This window comes from Phyllobacterium sp. SB3, from assembly GCF_040009165.1.
GTDB lineage: Bacteria > Pseudomonadota > Alphaproteobacteria > Rhizobiales > Rhizobiaceae > Phyllobacterium.
In genome coordinates, this window is the sequence record NZ_JBDYKI010000010.1 from 64,868 (window position 1) to 86,779 (window position 21,912).

At 53.6% G+C, this 21,912-nt stretch carries 25 protein-coding genes and 2 tRNA genes; 7 read left to right on the forward strand and 20 right to left on the reverse strand.

The window, feature by feature from the left end; genetic code table 11:
- The first annotated feature begins 76 nt into the window (after positions 1–76).
- Positions 77–1,540 carry a betaine-aldehyde dehydrogenase gene (betB, locus tag ABKW30_RS25790; RefSeq protein WP_348601813.1) on the forward strand — a complete coding sequence of 488 codons (1,464 nt, stop codon included), beginning with the start codon at positions 77–79 and terminating at the stop codon, positions 1,538–1,540.
- A gap of 128 nt (positions 1,541–1,668) precedes the next feature.
- On the opposite strand, the gene ABKW30_RS25795 is transcribed toward betB, so the two are convergent.
- Positions 1,669–3,915 (reverse strand): AGE family epimerase/isomerase, encoded by a 2,247-nt coding sequence (locus ABKW30_RS25795; RefSeq protein WP_348601814.1) that lies wholly within the window; start codon positions 3,913–3,915, stop codon positions 1,669–1,671.
- A 188-nt stretch (positions 3,916–4,103) separates the two neighbouring features.
- Between ABKW30_RS25795 and ABKW30_RS25800 the strand changes: the two genes are divergently transcribed.
- Positions 4,104–4,180, forward strand: a tRNA-Pro gene (locus ABKW30_RS25800).
- Positions 4,181–4,242: 62 nt separating this feature from the next.
- Here ABKW30_RS25800 and ABKW30_RS25805 read toward each other — a convergent pair.
- The 4 genes from ABKW30_RS25805 to ABKW30_RS25820 form a co-directional block, all read right to left on the reverse strand.
- On the reverse strand, positions 4,243–5,352 hold the full coding sequence (locus ABKW30_RS25805; protein ID WP_348601815.1) for an integrase: 1,110 nt from the start codon (positions 5,350–5,352) through the stop codon (positions 4,243–4,245).
- A 371-nt stretch (positions 5,353–5,723) separates the two neighbouring features.
- Positions 5,724–5,800 (reverse strand) — tRNA-OTHER (locus ABKW30_RS25810).
- A 22-nt stretch (positions 5,801–5,822) separates the two neighbouring features.
- A complete protein-coding gene (locus ABKW30_RS25815; RefSeq protein ID WP_348601816.1) occupies positions 5,823–6,152 on the reverse strand; it encodes a hypothetical protein in 330 nt (109 codons plus the stop codon).
- The gene (locus ABKW30_RS25820) at positions 6,149–6,601 is read right to left on the reverse strand and encodes a hypothetical protein (protein ID WP_348601817.1); all 453 of its coding nucleotides are present in this window, start codon (positions 6,599–6,601) and stop codon (positions 6,149–6,151) included. Before ABKW30_RS25820 ends, ABKW30_RS25815 begins: the two co-directional genes overlap by 4 nt.
- A gap of 151 nt (positions 6,602–6,752) precedes the next feature.
- Between ABKW30_RS25820 and ABKW30_RS25825 the strand changes: the two genes are divergently transcribed.
- The 4 genes from ABKW30_RS25825 (at position 6,753) to ABKW30_RS25840 (ending at position 8,571) form a co-directional block, all read left to right on the forward strand.
- Positions 6,753–6,998 carry a helix-turn-helix transcriptional regulator gene (locus tag ABKW30_RS25825; RefSeq protein ID WP_348601818.1) on the forward strand — a complete coding sequence of 82 codons (246 nt, stop codon included), beginning with the start codon at positions 6,753–6,755 and terminating at the stop codon, positions 6,996–6,998.
- A 115-nt stretch (positions 6,999–7,113) separates the two neighbouring features.
- Positions 7,114–7,473 carry a hypothetical protein gene (locus ABKW30_RS25830; protein WP_348601819.1) on the forward strand — a complete coding sequence of 120 codons (360 nt, stop codon included), beginning with the start codon at positions 7,114–7,116 and terminating at the stop codon, positions 7,471–7,473.
- Between the two features lie 72 nt (positions 7,474–7,545).
- Positions 7,546–7,743 (forward strand): hypothetical protein, encoded by a 198-nt coding sequence (locus ABKW30_RS25835; RefSeq protein ID WP_348601820.1) that lies wholly within the window; start codon positions 7,546–7,548, stop codon positions 7,741–7,743.
- 15 nt (positions 7,744–7,758) lie between these two features.
- Positions 7,759–8,571, forward strand: a complete 813-nt coding sequence (locus ABKW30_RS25840) for a hypothetical protein (RefSeq protein ID WP_348601821.1) — start codon at positions 7,759–7,761, stop codon at positions 8,569–8,571.
- Here ABKW30_RS25840 and ABKW30_RS25845 read toward each other — a convergent pair.
- Genes ABKW30_RS25845 through ABKW30_RS25880 form a run of 8 tightly spaced genes read right to left on the reverse strand, consistent with a single transcriptional unit; the run spans position 8,568 to position 14,277 of the window.
- Positions 8,568–10,592 (reverse strand): tail tape measure protein, encoded by a 2,025-nt coding sequence (locus ABKW30_RS25845; protein ID WP_348601822.1) that lies wholly within the window; start codon positions 10,590–10,592, stop codon positions 8,568–8,570. The two genes, ABKW30_RS25840 and ABKW30_RS25845, sit on opposite strands and share 4 nt — an antisense overlap.
- Before the next feature lie 10 nt (positions 10,593–10,602).
- Positions 10,603–12,231, reverse strand: a complete 1,629-nt coding sequence (locus ABKW30_RS25850; RefSeq protein ID WP_348601823.1) for a terminase TerL endonuclease subunit — start codon at positions 12,229–12,231, stop codon at positions 10,603–10,605.
- The gene (locus tag ABKW30_RS25855) at positions 12,200–12,607 is read right to left on the reverse strand and encodes a phage terminase small subunit P27 family (protein ID WP_348601824.1); all 408 of its coding nucleotides are present in this window, start codon (positions 12,605–12,607) and stop codon (positions 12,200–12,202) included. The genes ABKW30_RS25850 and ABKW30_RS25855 overlap by 32 nt, the downstream gene beginning before the upstream one ends.
- Complete coding sequence (locus ABKW30_RS25860; RefSeq protein WP_348601825.1) at positions 12,607–12,936, reverse strand: phage head closure protein; 330 nt, start codon at positions 12,934–12,936, stop codon at positions 12,607–12,609. The genes ABKW30_RS25855 and ABKW30_RS25860 overlap by 1 nt, the downstream gene beginning before the upstream one ends.
- The gene (locus tag ABKW30_RS25865) at positions 12,933–13,343 is read right to left on the reverse strand and encodes a DUF3168 domain-containing protein (RefSeq protein WP_348601826.1); all 411 of its coding nucleotides are present in this window, start codon (positions 13,341–13,343) and stop codon (positions 12,933–12,935) included. Before ABKW30_RS25865 ends, ABKW30_RS25860 begins: the two co-directional genes overlap by 4 nt.
- Positions 13,343–13,591, reverse strand: coding sequence for a hypothetical protein (locus tag ABKW30_RS25870; RefSeq protein WP_348601827.1), 249 nt, complete (start codon positions 13,589–13,591; stop codon positions 13,343–13,345). Before ABKW30_RS25870 ends, ABKW30_RS25865 begins: the two co-directional genes overlap by 1 nt.
- Position 13,592: 1 nt before the next feature.
- Entirely contained in the window at positions 13,593–13,982 is a 390-nt protein-coding gene (locus ABKW30_RS25875; protein WP_348601828.1) for an HK97-gp10 family putative phage morphogenesis protein, read from the reverse strand.
- Complete coding sequence (locus tag ABKW30_RS25880) at positions 13,972–14,277, reverse strand: head-tail connector protein (protein WP_348601829.1); 306 nt, start codon at positions 14,275–14,277, stop codon at positions 13,972–13,974. Before ABKW30_RS25880 ends, ABKW30_RS25875 begins: the two co-directional genes overlap by 11 nt.
- Positions 14,278–14,429: 152 nt before the next feature.
- Between ABKW30_RS25880 and ABKW30_RS25885 the strand changes: the two genes are divergently transcribed.
- On the forward strand, positions 14,430–14,882 hold the full coding sequence (locus ABKW30_RS25885) for a hypothetical protein (RefSeq protein ID WP_348601830.1): 453 nt from the start codon (positions 14,430–14,432) through the stop codon (positions 14,880–14,882).
- 581 nt (positions 14,883–15,463) lie between these two features.
- Here ABKW30_RS25885 and ABKW30_RS25890 read toward each other — a convergent pair.
- The 7 genes from ABKW30_RS25890 to ABKW30_RS25920 form a co-directional block, all read right to left on the reverse strand.
- Complete coding sequence (locus ABKW30_RS25890) at positions 15,464–16,987, reverse strand: phage major capsid protein (protein WP_348601831.1); 1,524 nt, start codon at positions 16,985–16,987, stop codon at positions 15,464–15,466.
- Entirely contained in the window at positions 16,974–17,360 is a 387-nt protein-coding gene (locus ABKW30_RS25895) for a hypothetical protein (RefSeq protein WP_348601832.1), read from the reverse strand. Before ABKW30_RS25895 ends, ABKW30_RS25890 begins: the two co-directional genes overlap by 14 nt.
- Positions 17,357–18,568 carry a phage portal protein gene (locus tag ABKW30_RS25900; RefSeq protein WP_348601833.1) on the reverse strand — a complete coding sequence of 404 codons (1,212 nt, stop codon included), beginning with the start codon at positions 18,566–18,568 and terminating at the stop codon, positions 17,357–17,359. The genes ABKW30_RS25895 and ABKW30_RS25900 overlap by 4 nt, the downstream gene beginning before the upstream one ends.
- Positions 18,565–18,942, reverse strand: coding sequence for a hypothetical protein (locus ABKW30_RS25905; RefSeq protein ID WP_348601834.1), 378 nt, complete (start codon positions 18,940–18,942; stop codon positions 18,565–18,567). The genes ABKW30_RS25900 and ABKW30_RS25905 overlap by 4 nt, the downstream gene beginning before the upstream one ends.
- Before the next feature lie 397 nt (positions 18,943–19,339).
- Positions 19,340–20,209, reverse strand: coding sequence for a hypothetical protein (locus tag ABKW30_RS25910; protein WP_348601835.1), 870 nt, complete (start codon positions 20,207–20,209; stop codon positions 19,340–19,342).
- Positions 20,210–20,386: 177 nt separating this feature from the next.
- A complete protein-coding gene (locus ABKW30_RS25915; protein WP_348601836.1) occupies positions 20,387–21,643 on the reverse strand; it encodes a hypothetical protein in 1,257 nt (418 codons plus the stop codon).
- The gene (locus tag ABKW30_RS25920; RefSeq protein WP_348601837.1) at positions 21,630–21,875 is read right to left on the reverse strand and encodes a hypothetical protein; all 246 of its coding nucleotides are present in this window, start codon (positions 21,873–21,875) and stop codon (positions 21,630–21,632) included. Before ABKW30_RS25920 ends, ABKW30_RS25915 begins: the two co-directional genes overlap by 14 nt.
- Between the last annotated feature and the right edge of the window lie 37 nt (positions 21,876–21,912).

The window sequence follows — 21,912 nt, forward strand, 5'->3', positions numbered from 1 at the left end:
CGCTCACCCTCCTCATGGTGAGCTTGTCGAACCACGCATAACGCTTATGCTAATTATATAATTCAAGGAGAACATCATGCGCGCGCAGCCAAAGGCATCGCATTTCATCAATGGCCGCTTTGTTGAAGACAAGGCTGGCAAGCCGCTCGACGTGATCTATCCAGCCACCGGCGAAATCATCGCCAGGCTGTTCGGCGCCACGCCTGCGCTGATCGAGCAGGCAGTACAAGCGGCTGCCGCTGCACAACCCGCTTGGGCTGCGCTGAAACCTGTGGAGCGTGGCCGCATTCTCCGGCGCGCCGCCGACATCCTGCGGGAACGCAATGCAGAAATCGCTCACCTAGAAACGCTGGATACCGGCAAGGCAATTCAGGAAACCCTCGTCGCCGACCCTGCATCGGCGGCGGATGCGCTGGAGTTCTATGGCGGGATCATTGCCGGTTTCAATGGCGAGATGATCGAACTTGGCGGTTCCTACGCCTACACACGCCGCGAAGCACTGGGCGTGTGCGTCGGCATTGGTGCATGGAATTATCCCATTCAGGGCGCAGGGTGGAAATCCGCTCCGGCTTTGGCTGCTGGCAATGCGATGATTTTCAAGCCTTCCGAGAACACACCGCTTTCTGCTTTGGCGCTCGCCGAGGTTTACAAGGAAGCTGGTTTGCCAGACGGACTATTTAATGTTGTTCAAGGCTTTGGCGATGTCGGATCGCAACTCGTTGACCATCCGCTGGTCGCCAAAGTTTCGCTCACCGGCTCCGTACCTACCGGCAAGCGCGTCCTCGCGCAGGCTGGTTCGCACATGAAACACGCGACGATGGAACTCGGCGGCAAATCCCCCCTGATCATCTTCGACGATGCCGATGTGGAAAACGCTGTTGGCGGCGCGCTTCTGGGTAATTTCTATTCGACCGGACAGGTCTGCTCCAACGGAACCCGCGTCTTCGTGCAAAGCGGCATCAGGGATCAATTTCTTGATCGGCTGACGACCCGTACGAAAGCCATCCGCCTTGGTGATCCGCTTGATCTGGAAATTCATCTTGGTCCGCTGGTTAATGCTGCACAGCGCGATAAGGTCGTATCCTACATCGAGAAGGGCAAGGCTGAAGGCGCAACGCTGCATTTCGGTGGCGGTGTGCCGCAGATGCAGGGTTTTGAAGGCGGCTGCTTCGTAGAACCCACGATCTTCACCAATGTCACCGACAATATGGTCATCGCCCGAGAGGAAATATTCGGGCCCGTCATGGCCGTGCTGGATTTTGCCGACGAGGAAGAAGTCGTTGCCCGCGCCAATGATTCAGAATTCGGGCTTTCGGCAGGTGTATTCACCAAAGACCTGTCCCGTGCGCATCGCGTAATCAGTCAGCTCAAGGCCGGGACATGCTGGATCAATACCTACAATCTTGCGCCGGTGGAAATGCCGTTCGGTGGCTTCAAACAATCGGGTGTCGGCCGCGAAAACGGTCTGGCCGCTCTATATCATTATAGCCAGATCAAGTCGGTTTATGTCGAGACCGGCAATGTGGAAAGCCCTTACTGAGGGTCAATTTGCACCTCCCTCATGCGTGGTTCGACGAGGCTCACCATGAGGAAGGTTGGCGCTCTTGCAATAATCAAACCTTCCTCATGGTGAGCCTCGTCGAACCACGCACAAATATCTTGCAACATCTACTGCGGCCGCTTACCCACATAATCCACATACTGCGTCAGGGCACTGACCAGATGATAGAAAATCGAAGCCGGAACCTCTTCGGCTTTGGCCCTTCCTGTCTGGTCGATAAGATCAATCCATAGGCCCTTTGGCGCAGGCTCGATATGCCAGCGGAACAACCGCCCGACACGTGCCTCGACCTCAGGCTTCAAATCAGGTCCACCATTGCCGTCAAGCGCGATAGCCGCTTTCACTGCTTCGGTCTGCGGCCAACTGCGGGAATTGGTATCAAGCGGGAGGCCATGCCGTGACACGGCTCCATAGGCAAGTTCTGTGGACCTGTTCAGGCCATTGGCAATGGCTGAGGCATAGAGTTTGCGGGCATAACGGATTGCGTCTTTCTGCCCTGACGATGCGGCAAATGCCGACAGAAGATGCGCCCACTCGAAGTGATGGCCCGGCTCTGTCCATTCGCCCTGTTCACCCGGCGCGCGATCCCAATCATTGCTGAAATACTCGCCAAGCGTCCAAGTTTCCGCATCGAACATATGATGCCGGAAGAGATCGACGATACGCGCTGCCCTTTGCAGATAATCACGATTGCCCGTTGCATTATACCAGGCCAAAAATGCTTCCAGCAGATGCATATGTGGGTTGGAACGCCGCAAGCCTTTGTCATCCGGCATTTCAAGGAAACCAGTCATGCGTGAATCCGCAAGATACTCATCAATGAACGCAAAGGTTTCCGTCGCTAGCGTCAGTGCCTGCGGGTGCCCTGCCTTGTGCGCATGGGCGAGCGCCAGCAGCACAAAGGATTGATCATAGGTGTCTTCCGAGGCATCCAGAACGCTGCCGTCCGGATTAAAAGTCTTGACCCATCCGCCGCGATCCGTGCGGCCCTTGGTGATGAAGCTCAGTCCATGTTCGATAAGGTCCTGCGCGGGACCATCCCAGCCCATTTCCTTGGCGACGGCAAAGGCATATATCTGCCGCGCCATGGTGCGCATACGCTTGGTCTTGTTGATGGGGATGGCGTCGAACGACATGGCTTCATGAAAACCGCCATACCGCGTGTCGACGCCGACCGTCGACCAGAGCGGTAGAGTCTCATCGAAAAGCCAGTGCCGCACGCGGTTTCCATAGGCGCCCACCTGCGGAAGGCGATCCTGAGAAGGCGTAAACTTGGTTTCAAGTCTGCCAGTCTTTTCAAGCTGTTCGACAATTTTCCTGACATTTTGACTCTCATTGACAGGCGCCACAAATGTAGCGTCCGCCGTCGCAACAACTGCCGTGTCGCGCAAGCCGACAGCCGAAAGCAGACGCCCTTCACTGCGCAGATAACTGTGTTCGCAATCAATGGCGACGACATCGCCAACGAGCACATTGCCATTACCGTCAACCGACCCTACTTCCAGCAGAGACTGCCAGGAGCCCAGATCGTTCCAGCGAAATCTGGCTGGCACCAGCGCGATATCCTTCGCATGTTCCATGATGGCGTAGTCGACGGATATGGAAGGTACGGCGGCATAAAGATCATGCGGCAGATAGGTGCCGGAGATATTGGTGCTCGCTTCATCCAGCGCCGCAACGGCCTTGTCCCAAATCTCCGCCGCATGCTTCCTGAAAGCATCGCGCATGACACTGGCGCGGAAAAGGAAAATACCGGCATTCCAGAGGAAGTTTCCCGATGCCAGATATTTCGTTGCGGTCTCTTCGTTCGGCTTTTCAACAAACCGCACGACATCACGCGTTTGCGCCGCCTCGGGACCTACCTCAATGTAGCCAAACCCTGTTTCCGGACGATCCGGCTTGATACCGAACACGACAATGCGCCCTGCCTTGGCTGCCTCTACACCAGCTTCGACAGTATTCCAGAAATCGCGGTCGGTTGTAATTTCGTGATCGGATGGCACGACAAGCACCAGTTCGTCGCCATGTTCACGCAGCGTGACTTCGGTTGCCAGCACCACGGCTGAAGCGGTGTTACGCCCCATAGGCTCAAGGATAGGACGCCCGCCCGCAAGATCGATCCCAGCTAAATCCTGATTGATGCGATCTGAATGGCGCTCGGAAGCCAACAGATAGACAGGAACTGCTGTTTCGCTGCGTGCTGCCATGCGCTTGATCGTACGCAGCAGCATGGAGCCCTGCCCCGACAAATTATGAAATTGCTTGGGAAAGTCCTCGCGCGACAATGGCCAAAGCCTTGAGCCGACACCGCCGCTCATGACGAAGCTGATGATCGTTGCTTTATCGGTTGTCATTTATTCCCCGTAACGCCAGCATTTCAGAACTTCTTGTTCAATGAATACAAGACTTATCCTAACGATCCCAGAACTAAAGTCTTACTTATTCATAAGCCGCCAGTTTCGCGCTTCTATAATTAAAAAAGTGCTTCTTAAACGGCTTGCAGCTGTCTAAATCGGGAGTTATAAACCGCCCTCACTGGTTACGGAGTGTAGCGCAGCCTGGTAGCGCACGTCGTTCGGGACGACGGGGTCGGAGGTTCGAATCCTCTCACTCCGACCAGATAGAACGGGGGGTTTAGAACCCTCATGAAATTTCACGGCAACGATTACGGCAATGATACGTCATTTTCGACGCCCTGCCTTGCCACTTGTGAAAGCATTTCCGACACCACTCTGATGGTCTGGGTGATGATGTCCGTAAGTCTTTTCCAGCGTCTCTTTGGTCATCCCAAGATAGCCAGCAGCCTGCCACATATCCACGCCGGCCTGCATCAGCCATGTTGCTGAGGTATGCCGCAAAGTGTGCCGCACAACGCCGATAGCGTCGTCACCTAGCACATCGTTTGCAAGGTTCCTAAAGGCCCGCTTAGGGTCAGCAGGACGGCCCTGAAATTCAACTACGTACTGAGCGCCCATTTTATGCCATCGACGCAGGTGCGTCAGCAATCTGTCTGGAAGGCGTATAGGAGGAGCCTGCTTATTAGATGCCACAACTTCGTCTGTAGCGGCACGATAGAACACGCCCTCCTCCAGATCGATAAAGGGCTTGCCTTTCTCTTTTTTGAAGGATGCTTGCCAAACACGGGCGGATCGGCTGCCAGTATAGACGGCTGCAATGAGGAATCGCGCAACGTGCAAGGTAGGACGCTTCTTGGTAGGAACGCCCTTCTGTATCTCCCGTTTGCGATATGCAGCCCAAATCAGCTTGGCGATTGCATCACGCTCCAGATGCCTCACACGGCCCTTCGGCTTTGGTGGAAGCGTCACTGTCACAGATTGGCGCGTAACGTTGTCAGCGATAGCCATGCGGCACGCTGCGCGCAGGTCTTCAAGCTCACGGCGCGCCTGATTAGGTGTCGACCGTGACTTGGTGTAATCCGAGCATGTTTTTGTCGTTATGTCGTCGAGTGTCTTGTCACCCCAGAATGCAAGCAGAGCCTTCGCGCGACGGGCAAGATCCTTAGCATTGCGTACTGTATCGCCCTTCATGTCCAAATAATGCGCAATGACTTCCGCCACCTCAACATCTGCAGCCGCTCTATTGCGCGACGCAGGGGCGGCCAGAAACTTCTTCGCGAGATACTCGGCTAACTTTTGCTCAGCCTCTCCACGAGCATGTTCGCCGCAGCCCGTGCCATGCTGACGCCCTCCGTCGAGGATGACGTAGATTGCCTCTCGGTCTTTGCTGGCTGGCCTGAGCCATAACCTTGCAGCTTTACGGGCACGCGGCATTTCAGTTTCATCTCCTCAACAGCAGATAGCGTGGTGAAGTCCTTTCCCGCGATCCGCATAATTGTCAACCGCCCCTTCCCTGCCTCTTTGCGAAGTCCGCTCACCGACATTCCTCCATAGGGGAAAGTCATCGTGATGATGTCGCTGAGTCGGATTGGTACGTCTGGTCCAATGTTGTCATTTGCTGGTTGCATTGTTCCCCTCCTCCTTATAAGCGCGCAGCATCATTCCGCGGGCGCGGTTGGTTGGTCTGTTTCTTTGGTATGATTGCTACTGACTCGGGACTCGCGTCCAGATGTCAACTACATGGAAAGTGACTCCGGCCAAGGTGTCAAATCGAATGTATGCCAGGTTAAAGTCGCGTCAAGCAATGGAGCCCCGCCCAAGATTTGAACTTGGAACCTCCAGGGTAGAAAACCGGTGCGCTATCCGATTGCGCCAGCGGGGCAATTCTTGCGGCTACCCCGACTCTAATTGGGGCCAGCCTCCGAAGCTCGCGCTTCAGTCATGCTCATCGCGAAGTCCTGAAGGAGAACCCGCTGCCAGTCATCAGCAATACTATGCAGGAATTCCACAGAGCCGGTACGCAAGCCGTCATCATCAACCGCGTATGACATTGCAAGGCGAAGCTTTGCGATGATGTCAGCCATCGAGTTTGCGGGTGTATCAACGATGATGTCTTCGAGTTGATAGATCGTGCCCATGAGGCTGTCCATCACATCATCCGGATATCCAGAACCATCGGCAGCGATGGCATGCAGTCTGGAACGCTGGCCTTCATGTTTTAGCAGGTCGGTCATGACTGCACCTGTGGTAGCAAGCGATCTGACAGTACGCGAGGAGCGTAATATTCAAAATTGAAATCGGTGCGGTCGATCTCGAAGTGTTGCTCCATGAAGGCGAGCAGGCCGTTCAATCCCTTTTCCAAGCGATCCATCCACTCCCACCCCCTAGCTTCGAGGTCGGAGTCGATCAGTCCAGGTAGCACGACTGAGTGACACAGCAGCGAACACAGTTGGAACATTGCTCCTTCTGGGCATGATGCAACCAGCGAATTTGCAGTGGCTTCCATTGCCCCCAAGCTCTTCGCCGCATTTTCCATAACGGCGTCTTTAAAACTATCGTTTCCCTCGTCCGCTGCATTGTATGCCGAGATCAGATTGCTAGCCTGCTTGGCAAGCGATCCGACAATGCATGGGGTGGGTGAGGCTTGCGGCAGGGGGTGAATGTTAATTGCTGTGTTAGTCATTTCGGCGATCTCCTTCTATCATATTAAAATGTGTATGTCGCCATATTGCGCGATTGAAATCTAATGTCAACATAAAAATATGACATTGCCTGAAAGAACGATAATCATTACTGATAGTGATAAAGTGATATTAGTGATATTAGGCTAAGCAATGACGTTAACCCCCGCACAATCTCGCGCTGCAAGAGCACTTATCAATTGGTCACAGCCACAACTTGCCGAGGCATCTAAGGTCAGCATTTCAACAATACGAGATTTTGAGACCGGAAAGCGCCAGCCCATTACCAACAACCTGACAGCCATCCGCACCGCCCTCGAATCCGCAGGCGTTAAATTCCTAAAGGATGGCGACACTGCTGAAGGTCCGGGCGTCAGTATTTTTTTAAACGATGATTAAAAATATCAGTCGACTTATATTAATCTCCATCACGAGAAGTTACGATTTGTAACATTCCAATTGTGTTCCTCCTGTAGTCATGGCAGCGTGTCTAAAATAACGGGAAGGAATCAAAATGAGTGACGAGATTGCACAGTATCAAGCGGCTCTCCGCGCTTTAAACACAGCTGAAGATAAAGTGCGCGATATGGTAAAGACAATAAACCAGGTCCGCGAAGCTTTTTATCCTAGCAACTTCCCTTCATTCGTAGGCTGGCGTTTCGATATTAACGACCAGATTGAGCCTGGTAGACGTTACGATGAGAAGGCAAACATAAGTTTAGATTCTTGGCCTTCTAAAGAAGATATGGGTGAGTTGATAAGGCATTGGCACGCGACCCTGCTGTCGGCACAGTCGGCTTGGAAAAAAATTCCTGAAGAGAGTAGACTGGGTATCAGTAGCCCTCCCACAAGAATGGACATCAGAAGCTGGTAATCCAAAGATTGATAGTCAAGTACTCTAACTTGTGTCACGCTTCCCCACACTGCTCAACTGGAGGTTTATGTCATGACTGATTCGCCGTTTGAGATTGGCCAAGAGGTCCAACATAAGGCAGGCAATACTAAGATGATCTACATTGGTATGGATGATCTCGGCCAAGCAATCTGTACTTGGATGTCCGGTGTAGATAAGAGGAAAGATACCTTTCATCCCGCTGAATTAATGCCTTACAAGCCGCGTTCGCCAGGCATCTTTGTGGTATGATGAGGATGGGCCAGTATGGCAACTGAGATTGAAGCTGGCGAATTTCCTGAAGGTTCAAAGGCCGCAAAAGCTGGTCGACACGCCCTAAACATAGTCAGCGGTGCAATTCCCTTCGCAGGCGGCCTGTTGGCAGCTGCCGCTGCTGCATGGTCGGAAAAAGAACAAGACCGCATCAATGCTTTCATCAAGCACTGGTTAGAAATGCTAAGCGATGAAGCCAAAGAAAAAGAACAAACCATATTAGAGATCATGTCACGCGTAGACATGAGCGATGAGGAGACTGCTGCTCGCGTCGAGAGTCCAGCTTACCAGTCTCTGCTAAAGAAGTCCTTCCGAGATTGGGCAGGCGCAGAAAGCGAAGAAAAACGCATTCTTCTTAGAAACCTTCTCGCGAATGCCGCATCCATAAAACTCTGCAACGACGATGTAATTCGACTGTTCCTAGAATGGATTAAAGCCTACTCAGAACTACATTTTGCCGTGATAGGCAAAGTGTACAACGGTGGAGGCCTCACGAGAGGTCAAATATGGAGCTCACTTGGTAAAGATCGAGTTAGGGAGGACTCCGCTGATGCAGATTTGTTCAAGCTGTTGATAAGGGATCTCAATACAGGCGGCATCATCAGACAGCCTCGACAGACCGATGGGTACGGCAATTACATTAAAAAGGCGCCACAGCGCAGCCAACCAGGTCAAACCAGTAGACAGATGGTTTCGGCTTTTGATGAAAGAGAACTTTATGAATTGACAGCTCTGGGCGATCAGTTTGTGCACTATGCGATGACAGACTTGCCGCCGAAACTAACATTCCATCAGACATCTGATTAAAGCTTCACATTGCGTTTGTTCGCGTCTCGTACCGCCATTACGACACGCGCAGGCAGTTCAGCCTTCAGCCGTGCGAGACTTTGCTCAGTACGCGCCACCGCCTCAGCTGACGCACCCCGGTTATCGATTACTGGATTGAAGTTTACCACCACACCACCTCCACCAGCATTGGACGCCTTATTCAAAGTCGGCATCCTTGGCGGCACCATAGGCTTGGACAGATCGGGCGTGCCAACTAGGCCACCGTTGGCATAACCGCCTAGGCGAGCCTCGACACCCTTTACGCCCATCTTATCCACCATCGACTTGGGTATGACGTATTCACCCTTGTGGACGACGCCTGCAGGAGTATTCTTTCCGCCTGCGCCTGTGTAGCCGCCCTCGGAGAACAATCCCGCACCAGGCGTTACCTTGAAACCGCCACCGCCCAATGCTCCGAAGATAGATCCAAGCAGGCCGCCGCCAGATCCACCGGCTTGATTCACCTTGAAGATTGAATCTAGAACATCGTCCAGCAATGTATCGCTGATCTTTTTCAAAGCTTCCGAAAACACATCGGCAGCGCTGGCACCGTCCAGAAGGCCCGAAACAATACCGCCAGTCACATCGCGGGCGGTGTTATTGATATCTTCCCATTTATCTTTGCTGTCCTGGAGCGCTTTATTTTCGTTGTAAATCGCCTCGGTCAATGCACCGATCTTTGCCTTTTCCGTATCGGATGCAGCCGCACCGGCATCACGGATGGCATTGAGCTTTTCCTTTTCGACGGCAGTTTTACCGATCAAGGAGCGCTCAAACTCCAAATCAGAAATCAACTGGCGCACTTGTTCAGCTTCGCGGGCGGCTTGTGTGGCGGCTTTTTCACGGGCCGCCCCCTGCTTCTTCGCTGATGCTTCGCCTTCGTCGCGGGCCACCTTTTCACGGGCAAGAGCGTCGGCCTGCTCCTTGGTTACTTTTAGCCCCCTTGACGCAGCATCACTCAATATCCTCTCGGACTCGGCTGCAATGCTCCGCTGCTGATTTGTCAGAGCCAACTCTGCGCGGTACTTCGAGAGATAGTCTGCCGACAATTTCTCCTGCGACGGCAACGCTGCAGGTGCTGGAGTTAGCCTATTGGTCTTGGGCGTCGTGTTAGCACCAATCCGCTCCAACGGCTTGCCCGCCAGGCTGCCCATTGCAGCGCCTACTTCAGCCGCATTCTTGCGCTTGTCATACTCTGCGAAGAACCCTTGGAAGGTATTGATGAACTTCTGCAGTTCCGTGGCAGCACCAACGATTGCCATTTTCAGGCCCGTACCCACCGAGGTTGTTATGGCGTTAAACTTGCGGTCAAGCTCTTCGGCGGACTTGATAACTTCGTCCGTCATCACGGTGCCAAGCTTATGCGCTTCAGCAATGGTTGCGCGGATTCCAGCTTCACCCTGACTAATAAGCTGAACGAACTTCTCGCCTCCAGTGCCGCCGAAGATTTCATCGGCAATACGAATCTGGGCGGCCTTATCCAACTGCCCCAGCTTGCCGATTATCTCGGTAAATAGCGCGGATGGGTCCTGAAGTTTCTTTTTCAGATCCGAGGCGCCATAGCCCAAACGCCCGAATGCTTCGGCAGCACTGCCCTTGCCGGTTGTTATGAACTCATCCGCTCGGAGGTTCAATTCCTTGATTCCGTCCGTAAGGGAATCTACACCGACGCGGTTTTGCTCGGCTACATACTTCAGCTCCTGGAATGACCTAGTATCAATGCCAGCTTGTTTCGCTGCACGGCCAATGTCGGCAACAGATTTAGCAACATCACCAAACTTCGATACAATCCCCGCGATACCACCGGCTGCGATTCCAGCGACTAGCCCCTTGCCGAGGTTTGCGAGGTATCCGTTACCAGTGTCACTGAATTTTTTAAGCCGTTTTTCCATCTTGCCGGACTGCTTATCTACGACGCCAGCGCTCTTCGCCATTGCCTTCTCGAGCTTATCAATGCGCGCGACAACATCGACTTGCAGTTTTTTTGCTTGGTTGGCCATTTGGCCTCCTTTAAAAAGTTAGGTAGAGATCGTCGTCGCTGGCGCTGTCGTAGGAGCTGCGGCCAGTGTTGCCTGCCATGGCGCGACCGACGGACATGATGCTTACACAGGCAGGGTCGATGCGATCTACGGATTTGTCTTTTAGTGGCCTGCGATTTTCGCTGGCGTCTGAATAAAGGACCACATTGCCGACTGCCCATCGAAGTAGTGGATTTCCACCGTGCATAAGACGCCGATTAAACATGGCATCCTCAAAATCGTTGACTGGCTTGGCGTAGGTTGCGACATTCTGAGGAAATTCCACGACCGGCAGCCCTTTATCCTCAAGTGACTCCATTGTGGCGCGTGCTGACCACTTGTCGAAGCAGATTTCCTGAACGTCAAAGCGGTCGCATAGGCTAATAATGTAGTCCTCAACCGTACCCAGATCGACAATATCACCGGGACATTCGGTCAAATAACCCTGATCACGCCATAACGGGTATGGTGCCGTATCAGTATCGGCACGCTTTCGAATGCCTTCGGAAGGCGCAAAAGCCTGAACATGCAGCGCAAACTGCACGTCATCCACCTCAATGCAGATGCCGACAGCAGTCAGATCGACGCGTTTGCTCAGATCCACCGCTATCCACGCCCGTTTTCCCTCAAGCGCGTCCAAGTCATATGGAGCGGCGTTTTCATCCCAGATCGACATGTCCCAAGCAGGCTCTGCCGCACCGTCTAGCCATTGGCCAAGGTGAAGGCGTTTAAACACTTCCCTTGAGGCTGGCCGATGCTCGGCTTCGCGCACAAACTTGCGCAAACCGTCAAGATCGGGATAAGGCGGGCTGCATGAAAGGCCCGGATTGGTTTTAAACCAGACCTTCTCGTCACGGTAATCGTCATCTTTGACCATCTCGAACAAGACGGGCAGGAATGCTTCATCCTCAACCACGCCCGATGCCACCCGTTTGGCGTACTCATATACATTATATGCAGCGGTTGTGGTGCCGACACCGGCAGTCGTGGCGATGAACATCAGCGTGTTTGCTGATTTGTTCAGGCCAGTCTGCATGGCATCGTACAGATCAGACTTGGTAAACTCATGAAGCTCGTCGACCACGCAGAAAACCGGTGTCAAACCGTGGGCGGTCTTGGCTTCATTAGATAGGGCAGCGAACCTCGCTTTGGATTTTGAGTGTGTGACACGCTTCAGCGAATCCTGAATATATGTGGCCTCAAGAGTGCGAGGATGGGCTCTGCATATGCCTGCAAGCTCATCGAAAGTTAGTGCGGACTGCTCGCGGCTGTTGGCAATCGCGTATGTGCGACTGTCTGGACGGCGTTCTGGACCTATAGTCGTGAGCGCAGCCCATGCACCCGCAAGCGTAGTTTTGCGATTGCCACGGCCAACCATGAGAAAAACCGTCTTAATCTTGCGCTGGCCGTCATCACGCACATCACCGAACACTCGACGTGTCAGCCGCTCCATCCACGGGCTTAGATCAAAGGCTTGTTTCGGGAGACTGGATTTTGGGTGGCGAAGCGCCTTGATAAATTTAACAGCGCGTTCGCCTTTGCCTTGCGGATCCGGAATGGGGGAATCGTCGAATAGCCAGGCGTTTGGATCAGAGGTCTCCGAGGTCTGTGTTTTCGTCATTTCCCTTTGCCCCTCCCTTGTTCTTTCCACGGCTTGCGGGTGTACCGCCAAGCTCGATAAGCAACCGGCGAGCAGCTTCTTGGTGTTCCTTGAGGATGGCCGTAGCGGGGTGCCTACGAGGCGTTCCGTCTGGTGCGCGGTAGGTCATGCCCTCACGCTGGATCACCTCTTCAGCCTCGCGGATGCGGGCCACAGATAGGCAATAAGATTCTACGGACTGAAGTTCATGCGATGCCAACTTGCGATCCATGACAAGCAGCGGAACAATCCGCTGCCATTCTGCCTTCGCGTGCTTGGGCATCCATGATGGAGCACGAGGAGCTACAGAAATTGCCCCGTCGATGGCGGTGATTTCCGCTTTTCTACCTCTGGCCATTATGCACCCCTCGCGACACAACGGATTTCCAATCCACGGCGGCGGCCAATAGGTTTGATTTCTTTGATGTTGAAGTCGCGGTCGTCGTATTTAATGAAGTCACCGACCTGAATGTCATCAACGTGTCGGGTGCGGAAAATGATCAAACGTTCGGTGCTGGCACCCCAAGCCCGAATGTATTCCTCGGTATTCGCTTCAATAATCTGGGCACGAAGCTCGTAGATGGACTCGGGCGGTCCCATACCTGGGATAGGCGGACCACCGAGGCCGTCATCACCATCCGTTGCACGCATGATATCGATGACATTATCTAATTTTCCTGCCCTCATAGCGACACTAAATCCTCTGCAAGCACGTTGAAAGTGACGACCCCATGGCTGTAAATGCCTGATGGATCGCGCAAGAATCGGCTATCTTCGAAGGAAAAATCCAAAGAAAATCCATCTTGGACAGCACTTACATTGCGCAAGGCACGCCTGATCTCGCCAGCAATAGTCTTGCAGGCCGTAAAGACGTTTTCCTTAGTCCACACGTGGAGCGTCAAATACACCGTTGAGGTATCGGCACAATCGATGTCCTCCCCAACTGTTTGCGCTTCACCGCAGATAATGCAGGGAAAAATTTCGGGACGTTCGTTTCGATCTATGATGTTCACGGATGGCACCAAGGCCAGCAGCGCCGGACGTGCGCGCATGCTGATGATGGCGAGCCGTTGGGCTGCTAATGATGCTTCCATTATGGCAGCTCCTTGTATGCAGAAGCGGCAGCATTGATCAACGCATCGCGGGTCTCGCCATACGCCAAAGAAACGCCAGACGTCTTTCGCCCGGGGAAGCTTATAAATAGCCTTCCGTCCGTGTGGTCCTCGCGAACCTGAGCGTTGTGAATTTTGAAATCTCCGACGCGTGCATCAAATGCGGCAACGATCGTCGAGCGCTCGCATGTGACGTGACAACGACCCATGCGTAGTATTGAAATATCCATTTTACTTTCTCCAAGCCTTATCAATGGCCTTGCTAATGGCGCGGTCTATTCGACTCTTCACGCGCTTTTTGGTGGTGTTTACCGATGGCCAGAAGAACGGTGAGGCAGGCATATCTGCGGTGCCGTATTCTTGCGCGAGCGCGTTGTCGAAGCCGTCAGGACCGATGTCTATGGCTGATACGCGGATCGCCAACGGCACGTCGCCACGGGTTTTCTTGATGCTTCCCTTAAGGTCGGTTCCGTTCGTCTTCGGGTCGTCTGGAGCGAGGTATCTCATGCGTCCAGCCATCTCTTCGGCACCTTTTTCAATGGCCGGATCGATGTCTTTGCGGACCTGTATGGGGATGGAGAGCAGTGCCTTTCGAATAGCGTCTACGTCTCTACGCGCCATCGAAGCTGTACCTGCGCCGATTAGCTATGATGTCGTCGACGCCGTTTGGTACAAGCTGGATAGACACGCCTGCAATAGTGGCTTCGCGGTTTTCATACATATGAGCGCACTGCATTTTTACGGCCATCACTAAGTCTGCAGGAACTGTGTCTGGGTATTCGTCGGCGATAGCGTAGCCAAGAAATGACTCTAACCACGCCTGAGACTCCTCAATTTTTGCGGAAATCATGGTGTCATCGACATCATCTAGGATGCCGAGCTCAGCCTTCATCGCTTCCAAAGTGACAATTGCCATTGGGTTTTCCTTGCTATTCCATAGTTATGGAATCTGAATTAGATTGAAATGGTGAATCTGGGGCGCGGGTGGTCCCTAGCGGAATCGAAGAAATTGACGACCAGCCCCCGGTCGTGGGATGCTGTGTGAATGGACATGGGTTGGGGGATGCGATGCGCCTATTGTTTTGTCTTGTCATGCTGTCGATGACGATATCGATTTCCAACGCGGATATCCTGCATGTGAAGCAGGCCAAGCTTGCTGGAGCCGCCTTCCGGTGTTCGGTATTCGCCACTATGCTTGGAAATGGAGATGAGATGAAAAGACTCTTCGCTATAGGCTGGCGTGAAGGGATGAACTTTTTGGATGCCACAAATGGAAACCATGCGTTGCAAACGGAAATGTACAAGCAGTTGCCAATCTCCATGATTCCGCAGAACTCAATGCATGGGCGCGATTTCGACCTGGGAAGGTTCTATGAGAAAACGACTGCAAAAATAACAAACCCATTGTCCAACTTGCCCATTGGGGGTGATGCCGATGCTTGGCTAGACGAAAGCGAAAAGACATTACGGGCATTTGCAAAGATGCAATCGGAGAATGAGAATTGCTCCCTTCTTCAATGACCCCAATTAGCTGACTGGTCCTTAGCAGTGCGCCTCGAATGGCATGGACCACACATACTTCGCAGATTGCTATCCACTAGCCTTAGCTGTGGTGCATCTCTTACCGATTGAATATGGTCCACATGCGAGGCAGGCTTACCACACACCACACAGTTGGGATGGTGGTGAAGGTGATGAGCGCGCACCTTTGACCAGTCGGCGTCATAGCCACGACTGGCAGCACTACCACGCTGGGCATCGTTGACCTTCTGCCGTTCCGTGGTTCGCCTTGCCTGGCAGTCACACTTCGTACCTTTGGGTACTGAGAAGCCACAAGGGCATATACGGTTGGCCATGTTGGCTCCTTGAAATGAAAAGGACCACTGCAGCCAAGATCCCACTGCTTCGGCAGGTGCTGCAGTGGTCCTTTGGTGCCCTAACGCGGGCTCCGGTTTTCGCGCTAGTTCTCAGGTAGCACTTGCCGTTCCTGTACCGACACATGTCTGAATGGGCGGCTCGGTGCAGGATTTAAGTGTCGGCCATCACCCAAGGAATTGCCGCCCTGTGTAAGTAGGGGAGCCGAAGCTCCCCCTCGGTATTAGTTACTCCGCAGCGACAGTCAGAACGCGGAAGGCGTCAGCGAGAAGCAGCGAACCACCAACGCGACGGCGCGCACGGAACTTCACGATGCCATTGTCGGCGCCTGTGTAATCATCACGCAGGATGTCCAGGCCAATGCGATCGACGATCTGATAGTTCGAGAAGTCGCCGAGGACGACAGCCTTTGCAGATGCTGCGAAGGCAGGCAGGTCAGGAAATTCGCGAACCGGAGCGCCGAGGAAGCGGGCCGGCGTACCGTCCTGCACCGAGTCAGCCCAGATGCCACGTCCGATACCATCGGCAGCAGCGCGAACCTTACCAATCGTGGCACGTGGCATCGCCCATGTGGCCTTTGCAGCGTAAGCGGAAGGCAGGCTGTAATAAAGAGCGATCAGGTCTTCGATCAGATCGGAGCCGTCAAGTGCGGTCTCTACGCCCTCAAAAACGTTCTCGCTATCAAGCAAACCGGAGGGCTTGCCCGTGCCATCGCCGGAAACAAATGCCAGGCTTTCAGCCTGAGCAAACTTCTGCGCGATGCGATCAGCAAGCAGGCTCGAAAGATCGATGAAACTGTCCTCCAAGAGCTGGCGCGAAATCGGAATGATGACCGCGTGCTCATGAACGTCGATGCCAATCTGTCCAAAGGTAGGCTCAGACGATGGGCGTGTACCGACTTCTGTAACCCATCCACCAGCAGCATCGGTTGCCAAGGTAGGAATAAATACCTTGCTCGTGCCAATCGACAGAGTGGAAGCAACTTGCCGCATCGGGCTCAGTTCAATGAGCTTTTTGATGATGTTCGTCGAATATTCTGGCGCAACGGTATAACCGCCGGCAGCCGGAGCGCCGATAGTGAGCGTTTTAAGTTCTGGATCAACAGAGCCGGTGCGCAAGAATTGGTTGAGCGCCTTGGCTTCAAGCTCGGCAGTCGGTTCGTCGTTGTCGTTGCTGGCCTCAAGGCGGTTTGCCTTGGCTTCGATTGCGTCAAGACGCGCGGCCAGCTTGGCCTCTAGATCGGCGATTGCTTTGGTGTCGATTGCTACTGCGGTGTTTTCAGTTGTCATGGTTTGTTCTTCCTGGCCAGCGGCCTTGGTATTAGTGATTTGAGCATTGGGGTGAGCCGGGATTGCGACGAGACTTACCTCGACAAGATCCAGATCAGTGATTGTGCGTCCGCCACCCTTTCGGGGCAGTGCCTTTTTCGTCATGAAACCGATACTGAGGCCGGTTACACTTTTTGCCTGGAGCAGGGCGCGAACCTCCTTGGCACGCGACACGTCATCGACGAGCAGCTTGCCGCTGACCTTCAAGCCATCGGACTCAACGCTAACGCCATCCCACGTGCCAAGCACTTGCGCCTGATCGTGTGCGAACAGCATTGGCAAAGACTTTCCAACCGCATTGGCGAATGCAGATGGCTCGATGGCGTCACCCACACGGTCAGGCGAAGAGAAGTCCCAAGCCTTGCCTTCGACCAGGCCAGTCTCGTCCGCGGTGAATGCGGCTTTGAACTCAAGCCTCTCCATCAACGGACTCCTTGTCGCCAAAAACTGCTATGGTCAGAATCTCGGCGGCCAAGTCAGCGAAGTTGCCGTGACCATCCCGCTCAAGGACGGCAATAACGTCAGGGTGCGGTTTGTAATGAAATGGCGGATGAGCGAAGCCGAACTTGGCCGCTTGCCGAGCGTAACCGATGGTCTGCCGATCAGTTACAGACGGGCCCTTAAGCGCGAATGAAATGACCTGCGCCACGTCTGGGTAAGTCCAGTGACCATTAGTGAAGTCCTTCAAGACGGCGTATAATGATCGTCCAAGGCTTTGTTCGATGTATGGTACGAATTCACGTTTGATTTCGAATTCGCGGTGTTCGCCGTCGTATAGGCTAGTGATCTTTGTCACGCGGCCTCCTGTTTTGGCTGGTTGTTATCGTTGGCTGCTGGTGCAACCGTTATTGCGGGATTTTCATAAACCTCGCCTCCAGCACGGGGTTCTAATCCGAGCCAGTCTCGTGCCTCATTTGGGTTCAGAACCTTCGAGGCTATTAGTGATGAAATCGCCGTTGCCCTTGCCGTAAGGTCGGCTTGGCTGGTATCGTCAATGTCGAATGCGATCCGATATTCACCGCGCTCGCTGTCTGTGAACAAGGCGCGGTTGAGCGCTGCTTCCAGTGAGCGAATCCATGGAACCAGCGTGTAGGAGATGAACTCCTTTGCCTGTTGTTCTGAATTCCCCCATGTGTTGCGCGTGAGCTCAAACAACATCCCCGGTGGAACGCGGAAAGCCCGGGCAATTTCCAGAATCTGGAACTGGCGATTTTCAAGGAACTGGCCATCCGTTGATGAAAGAGCCAGTTGCTTATAAGTAGCCTCGTCAAAAAGGATTGCAGTTTTACCGGCGTTGGCAGGACCGTCATGAGCGGCTCGCCACGCGGTAATCATCTTCCTGATCCCATCATCGCCAACCTTCTTAGGTGTCTCAATCACACCTTTAGGGGAGCCGCCGTTGAGCCACAGGTTCGAAGCGTGGGACTCCATTAGATGTGCAAGGCCAATTGCCTGCCGTGCCAATGTGAGCGGACACTTTGAGAACGGGCCGCGTAAGTGGATCACATCGGCGCTGTTGATTTTCTTGCCGCTAAGCCGGTAGGTTGGCTCGCCAGTGCCCTTCGTCGAGTAGGCAACGCCGATGCTACCCGGATCATAGTGAATGACCTCAGCGGGCCTGCCTGACACGCGGTTGACCCACGCAAATCCGCCAGCATCGTGTGTCAAGGCTTCCGACACTAGATCTCGAATAATCTCATAGCCTGATGTCCAAGGATTGGCGGCACCAGTCAGTAGCTTGGCTGCCGGATGCTCTGGCACGTCAACCTCAGCATCGCCAACCTTGCGTTTTACCGTAACATCCAGGCTTGCCGCAGCTTCGGATATGACGCGGACAGCAGCCTGCACTGCCGGCACGGTCAATGCGGTTGCAGCCGATACTGCGGATGATCCTGCAGCACCGGCGCCGAACAGTTCAAAAAGCCAATCGGCGGGGACTGCGTATCCGGATGTATCGGCCTTGGTTTCCACGACAGGCGCGGGTTTAGAAAACGGCCACTTCATAGGGCCTCCAATTTTTGTTTGATTTCTTTGGCTGTCCTGCCGACAGGTACGATCGAGCAGTTGCACTCAGGCCAGTCATCGTGATCATGCTGAATCCATGCGGCGTCATCGGTGACGATCAGAACGTCATCGGAATGAGGCTCACGAGCCAAGGGTGGCCCGCAAATCTGTAACGCTTCATCCAGACTAAACTCTGGACCAGCCAAGGCACGGGCGGATTTGATGGTGGCGAGATCACGCAGAGAAAATAGGCGTGCACCTTTGCGGCGTTCGCCAAGCGTGAAGCGGTGGACCATGACGTCTAGTGAATTGAGATTTATGCGGAGGACGCGCGAAGCATCGTCGCGCGAGATATCGCGTAGGCCGTATTGCATCACGGACCGCCTTTCATTTGTAAGTTTTTCGTTTGGGCAATAAAAAAGGCAGGCCCGAAGGCCCGCCAAAGTCGCGATGGAAGTTTGAAAAACACCGCGATTGATTTGGTGCATATGCACCGGAACTGCACCCTGCACGACAAGGAGGGAACGCGCAGTGGAGATCATGCCACTGCCATCCCGGCAGCCGTGCAGATAGCAAAAACAGGCGCGTTCTAACTTCCGATAACCTCGATTACCGGAACCCAGAGCGTGTTTTGTGAATTATGGCTGAGCCGAAACATCAGCCATGCGCGAGAACCGCCAAGAACGCGCGCAAAGAAAAAGGCCGCCGAAGCGACCTTTGAAATTGTCTATCCATGCATACCCATGTCGCGGCTCTTAGGGTGCACCTCAACTATGCAGCTTTTGACCTGCCATAGATTACACAGGGCTTTGCTGTCACATCTTTGCCGAAGTACAGAATCCTTCCGGCTTCTATGTCACGCCTTGCCCGGGCAGTCACTATCTCCGCATATTCGGCTGCACCTCTAGCCCTGCGCTTGTCGCAAGTCCACGCATGGCTCAGTGCTTCAATGGCTGCATAAATCAGGGCCTTGGCTGCTGCACTTGCCTGTTTGCCCTTAAAGCCTCGTGCCTCGCCGATTTCGGTTAGTGTGAGGCAGTCTAGTGCCGCGTCCTCGAATGTTTCTAGCAATGGCCCCATAGCAGCTCGCAGCGGACCTAGCACGGCCTTTGCGTCTATGTGCGCGATTAGTGCGTCCTCGCTCCCGGACAGGTTGACAGGCGCCTTAGATGACGCAGGAATATCGCTCGAAGTTACCTTAACCTTCGTTCCATATGAGAGCATTGGCCTAGCTGTTATGCGCTGGCCGTGGTCTTTTAGCTCCTCGCCCGCACCGCCATCTGGAAAAGATGTACGGCGCGCGATTTCGACACCGTCTCTACCCACATCAACATTATCGTCCATGCCTGGTAGGCCTGCAACTTCAACTAGGAGGCGATAACGACGAACTAGCGTAGCGTCGTCATGGCGTTTATCGCGGATGAGTGCCTCGCATAGTGGGACCGACTCCTTGTTGTCGTTCGCAACCTCAAGCCGTTTGGGCTTCCATGCCTTGGGCTCTGGTTGAGGTCTTGTTGGTATCTTCGTTATCTTTGCGCCGACCATTTGTGGCGCAAGCCATTCGCGCAAAGCTTGCTTTTCTGGCGGTACCGTCACCGGAACTTCAAATTCTTCGTTATCGTTTGCTAATGTGAGGTTCATGCGCGTTTAATCATTTGGCGGTTCTCCTTTTTATCTCCTCGAATTTATTTTCGAAGAGGGCTTGACATTCGTATTAACAGTTTGTACTTTTAGAGTAGCTCTTAATGGGCTCTCTAAGTGCGTCTAGTATAAAGCACGAAAACGTGGGGAAAGTCAAGTCCCCCGCGCGCTTTATTTTCACGCCGCCTCTTTCAACGGCCTGTAAGATATCGCACCCCGGTTGCCGATAGTTACGCTGCAAGGCCGGTACAGCAATTCGTCCACGTCCTCGATCTCCCTGTTAATGCCCACAGCGCGCTGTATATCTCGCACGAACCGTTGGCCCCGTTCCTGCTCCTCGGGGACGAATGCCTCGTACAAGAAACTGTGCTCCACCGTTTTCTCCGCAATACCGTCGAGCTGGATTGTCAGGATCACTTGGGTATTATGGCTGGTTAGCTTGTTGACAGTAGCGTCGATAATCTCGCCCCGGAATGTTCCTATTGGAGCAAACTGGCTGACATCACCAATCCATGGACCCGCTGGTTCGTCGTCATTGGCAGGCTCGGCTTTGAGCTTGGATGGTTTGCGCTCCTTAGGTTTATAGGCGGTGGGTGCATCTTCTAGGTAGCACTCGTCACGCAGCCATGTGCTGAGGTGCTTACGGGGAGCATCCGACTTGTTCTGTGCTGCCCATGCTTCCCTCCACAGTTTTGCTGCTGAGATTACGTCCTCTATGTCGACGTTATCAGGAAGACTATCGAAGACCTGCTTCGCATCGATCCTCTTTCGTCGCACACCATAAGCGTTCCACAGACGATCAAATGAGTTGCCTTCCTTTTCTTCCGCACGCGTGGCGGGCGCAAGCCCAGCCAAAGCGGGTGCGGAATCATTTATTCTATCTACTTCCTTACCCGGGTCTTGTACCCGGGTCGGAGTAGATAGGTCTTTGTCACCTACAGGGTTACGCAAAACATCATTAGCGTCACCTACGTGGGTGACAGTGCTGTCACCTATAGGGTGACACAAATGTGTCTCGGTATTAGCGTCACCTACAGGGTGACACAAACTTGGAAACTGCCCATTTGCCGCATTTTCCAGAAGGGCCCAGTTTACGGTGAAGCGGGAGGCATTACGGCCAGTACCTTTGGCTAACAGTGTGATATAGCCCCAATCGCATAAATCACGGTTTGCCAGATTTATGTGATTTAATGATAGAGGTGAGCGACCAGCAGGACTTCGGATAGTCATCTCGTCGTATATCTTGCGGACGCTGGCCAGCGATGTATGCTCATAGTCGGCATGCGACCAGCCGAGGTGGAATTCCCAGACTCGCTTGTGCTTGTAGCTGCAGCGGGGGTCGTAGTTCATAAGGTCGGAAAGCTTGATCTTCCCGACAGGCGTGCGCGGGTCTTTTACGCCTGCTGTCCAATACGGTTGCTTATCGTTCTGCATGGGCTGTACGCTCCGATAGGGCAGCTACAGCTGCCCTGGTGATCTGCTCTGCGATGACAGGATGAAATGAAGCAACATGCTTGCCGCAACTGTTCGGCGCATGGGTGCGGTATTTCCCATCCGGGAATTTCTTGAGCAGCAGACCAAACAAACGGACATGCTCATTAAGCTCTAAATCGAAACGCGCTAAAGCGCCCGTGCCCGTTAAGGCGCGGATTGAAAGGATTCTCATGGAATCTCCTGTTTTGTGGAATGGTACGGCAACGTTA

Excerpts from the sequence above, each read along its gene's own strand:
- betB (WP_348601813.1), top strand. The coding sequence starts at position 77 with ATGCGCGCGCAGCCAAAGGCATCGCATTTCATCAATGGCCGCTTTGTT.
- ABKW30_RS25795 (WP_348601814.1), bottom strand. The coding sequence starts at position 3,915 with ATGACAACCGATAAAGCAACGATCATCAGCTTCGTCATGAGCGGCGGT.
- ABKW30_RS25805 (WP_348601815.1), bottom strand. The coding sequence starts at position 5,352 with ATGCCGCGTGCCCGTAAAGCTGCAAGGTTATGGCTCAGGCCAGCCAGC.
- ABKW30_RS25815 (WP_348601816.1), bottom strand. The coding sequence starts at position 6,152 with ATGACCGACCTGCTAAAACATGAAGGCCAGCGTTCCAGACTGCATGCC.
- ABKW30_RS25820 (WP_348601817.1), bottom strand. The coding sequence starts at position 6,601 with ATGACTAACACAGCAATTAACATTCACCCCCTGCCGCAAGCCTCACCC.
- ABKW30_RS25825 (WP_348601818.1), top strand. The coding sequence starts at position 6,753 with ATGACGTTAACCCCCGCACAATCTCGCGCTGCAAGAGCACTTATCAAT.
- ABKW30_RS25830 (WP_348601819.1), top strand. The coding sequence starts at position 7,114 with ATGAGTGACGAGATTGCACAGTATCAAGCGGCTCTCCGCGCTTTAAAC.
- ABKW30_RS25835 (WP_348601820.1), top strand. The coding sequence starts at position 7,546 with ATGACTGATTCGCCGTTTGAGATTGGCCAAGAGGTCCAACATAAGGCA.
- ABKW30_RS25840 (WP_348601821.1), top strand. The coding sequence starts at position 7,759 with ATGGCAACTGAGATTGAAGCTGGCGAATTTCCTGAAGGTTCAAAGGCC.
- ABKW30_RS25845 (WP_348601822.1), bottom strand. The coding sequence starts at position 10,592 with ATGGCCAACCAAGCAAAAAAACTGCAAGTCGATGTTGTCGCGCGCATT.
- ABKW30_RS25850 (WP_348601823.1), bottom strand. The coding sequence starts at position 12,231 with ATGACGAAAACACAGACCTCGGAGACCTCTGATCCAAACGCCTGGCTA.
- ABKW30_RS25855 (WP_348601824.1), bottom strand. The coding sequence starts at position 12,607 with ATGGCCAGAGGTAGAAAAGCGGAAATCACCGCCATCGACGGGGCAATT.
- ABKW30_RS25860 (WP_348601825.1), bottom strand. The coding sequence starts at position 12,936 with ATGAGGGCAGGAAAATTAGATAATGTCATCGATATCATGCGTGCAACG.
- ABKW30_RS25865 (WP_348601826.1), bottom strand. The coding sequence starts at position 13,343 with ATGGAAGCATCATTAGCAGCCCAACGGCTCGCCATCATCAGCATGCGC.
- ABKW30_RS25870 (WP_348601827.1), bottom strand. The coding sequence starts at position 13,591 with ATGGATATTTCAATACTACGCATGGGTCGTTGTCACGTCACATGCGAG.
- ABKW30_RS25875 (WP_348601828.1), bottom strand. The coding sequence starts at position 13,982 with ATGGCGCGTAGAGACGTAGACGCTATTCGAAAGGCACTGCTCTCCATC.
- ABKW30_RS25880 (WP_348601829.1), bottom strand. The coding sequence starts at position 14,277 with ATGGCAATTGTCACTTTGGAAGCGATGAAGGCTGAGCTCGGCATCCTA.
- ABKW30_RS25885 (WP_348601830.1), top strand. The coding sequence starts at position 14,430 with ATGCGCCTATTGTTTTGTCTTGTCATGCTGTCGATGACGATATCGATT.
- ABKW30_RS25890 (WP_348601831.1), bottom strand. The coding sequence starts at position 16,987 with ATGGAGAGGCTTGAGTTCAAAGCCGCATTCACCGCGGACGAGACTGGC.
- ABKW30_RS25900 (WP_348601833.1), bottom strand. The coding sequence starts at position 18,568 with ATGAAGTGGCCGTTTTCTAAACCCGCGCCTGTCGTGGAAACCAAGGCC.
- ABKW30_RS25905 (WP_348601834.1), bottom strand. The coding sequence starts at position 18,942 with ATGCAATACGGCCTACGCGATATCTCGCGCGACGATGCTTCGCGCGTC.
- ABKW30_RS25910 (WP_348601835.1), bottom strand. The coding sequence starts at position 20,209 with ATGAACCTCACATTAGCAAACGATAACGAAGAATTTGAAGTTCCGGTG.
- ABKW30_RS25915 (WP_348601836.1), bottom strand. The coding sequence starts at position 21,643 with ATGCAGAACGATAAGCAACCGTATTGGACAGCAGGCGTAAAAGACCCG.
- ABKW30_RS25920 (WP_348601837.1), bottom strand. The coding sequence starts at position 21,875 with ATGAGAATCCTTTCAATCCGCGCCTTAACGGGCACGGGCGCTTTAGCG.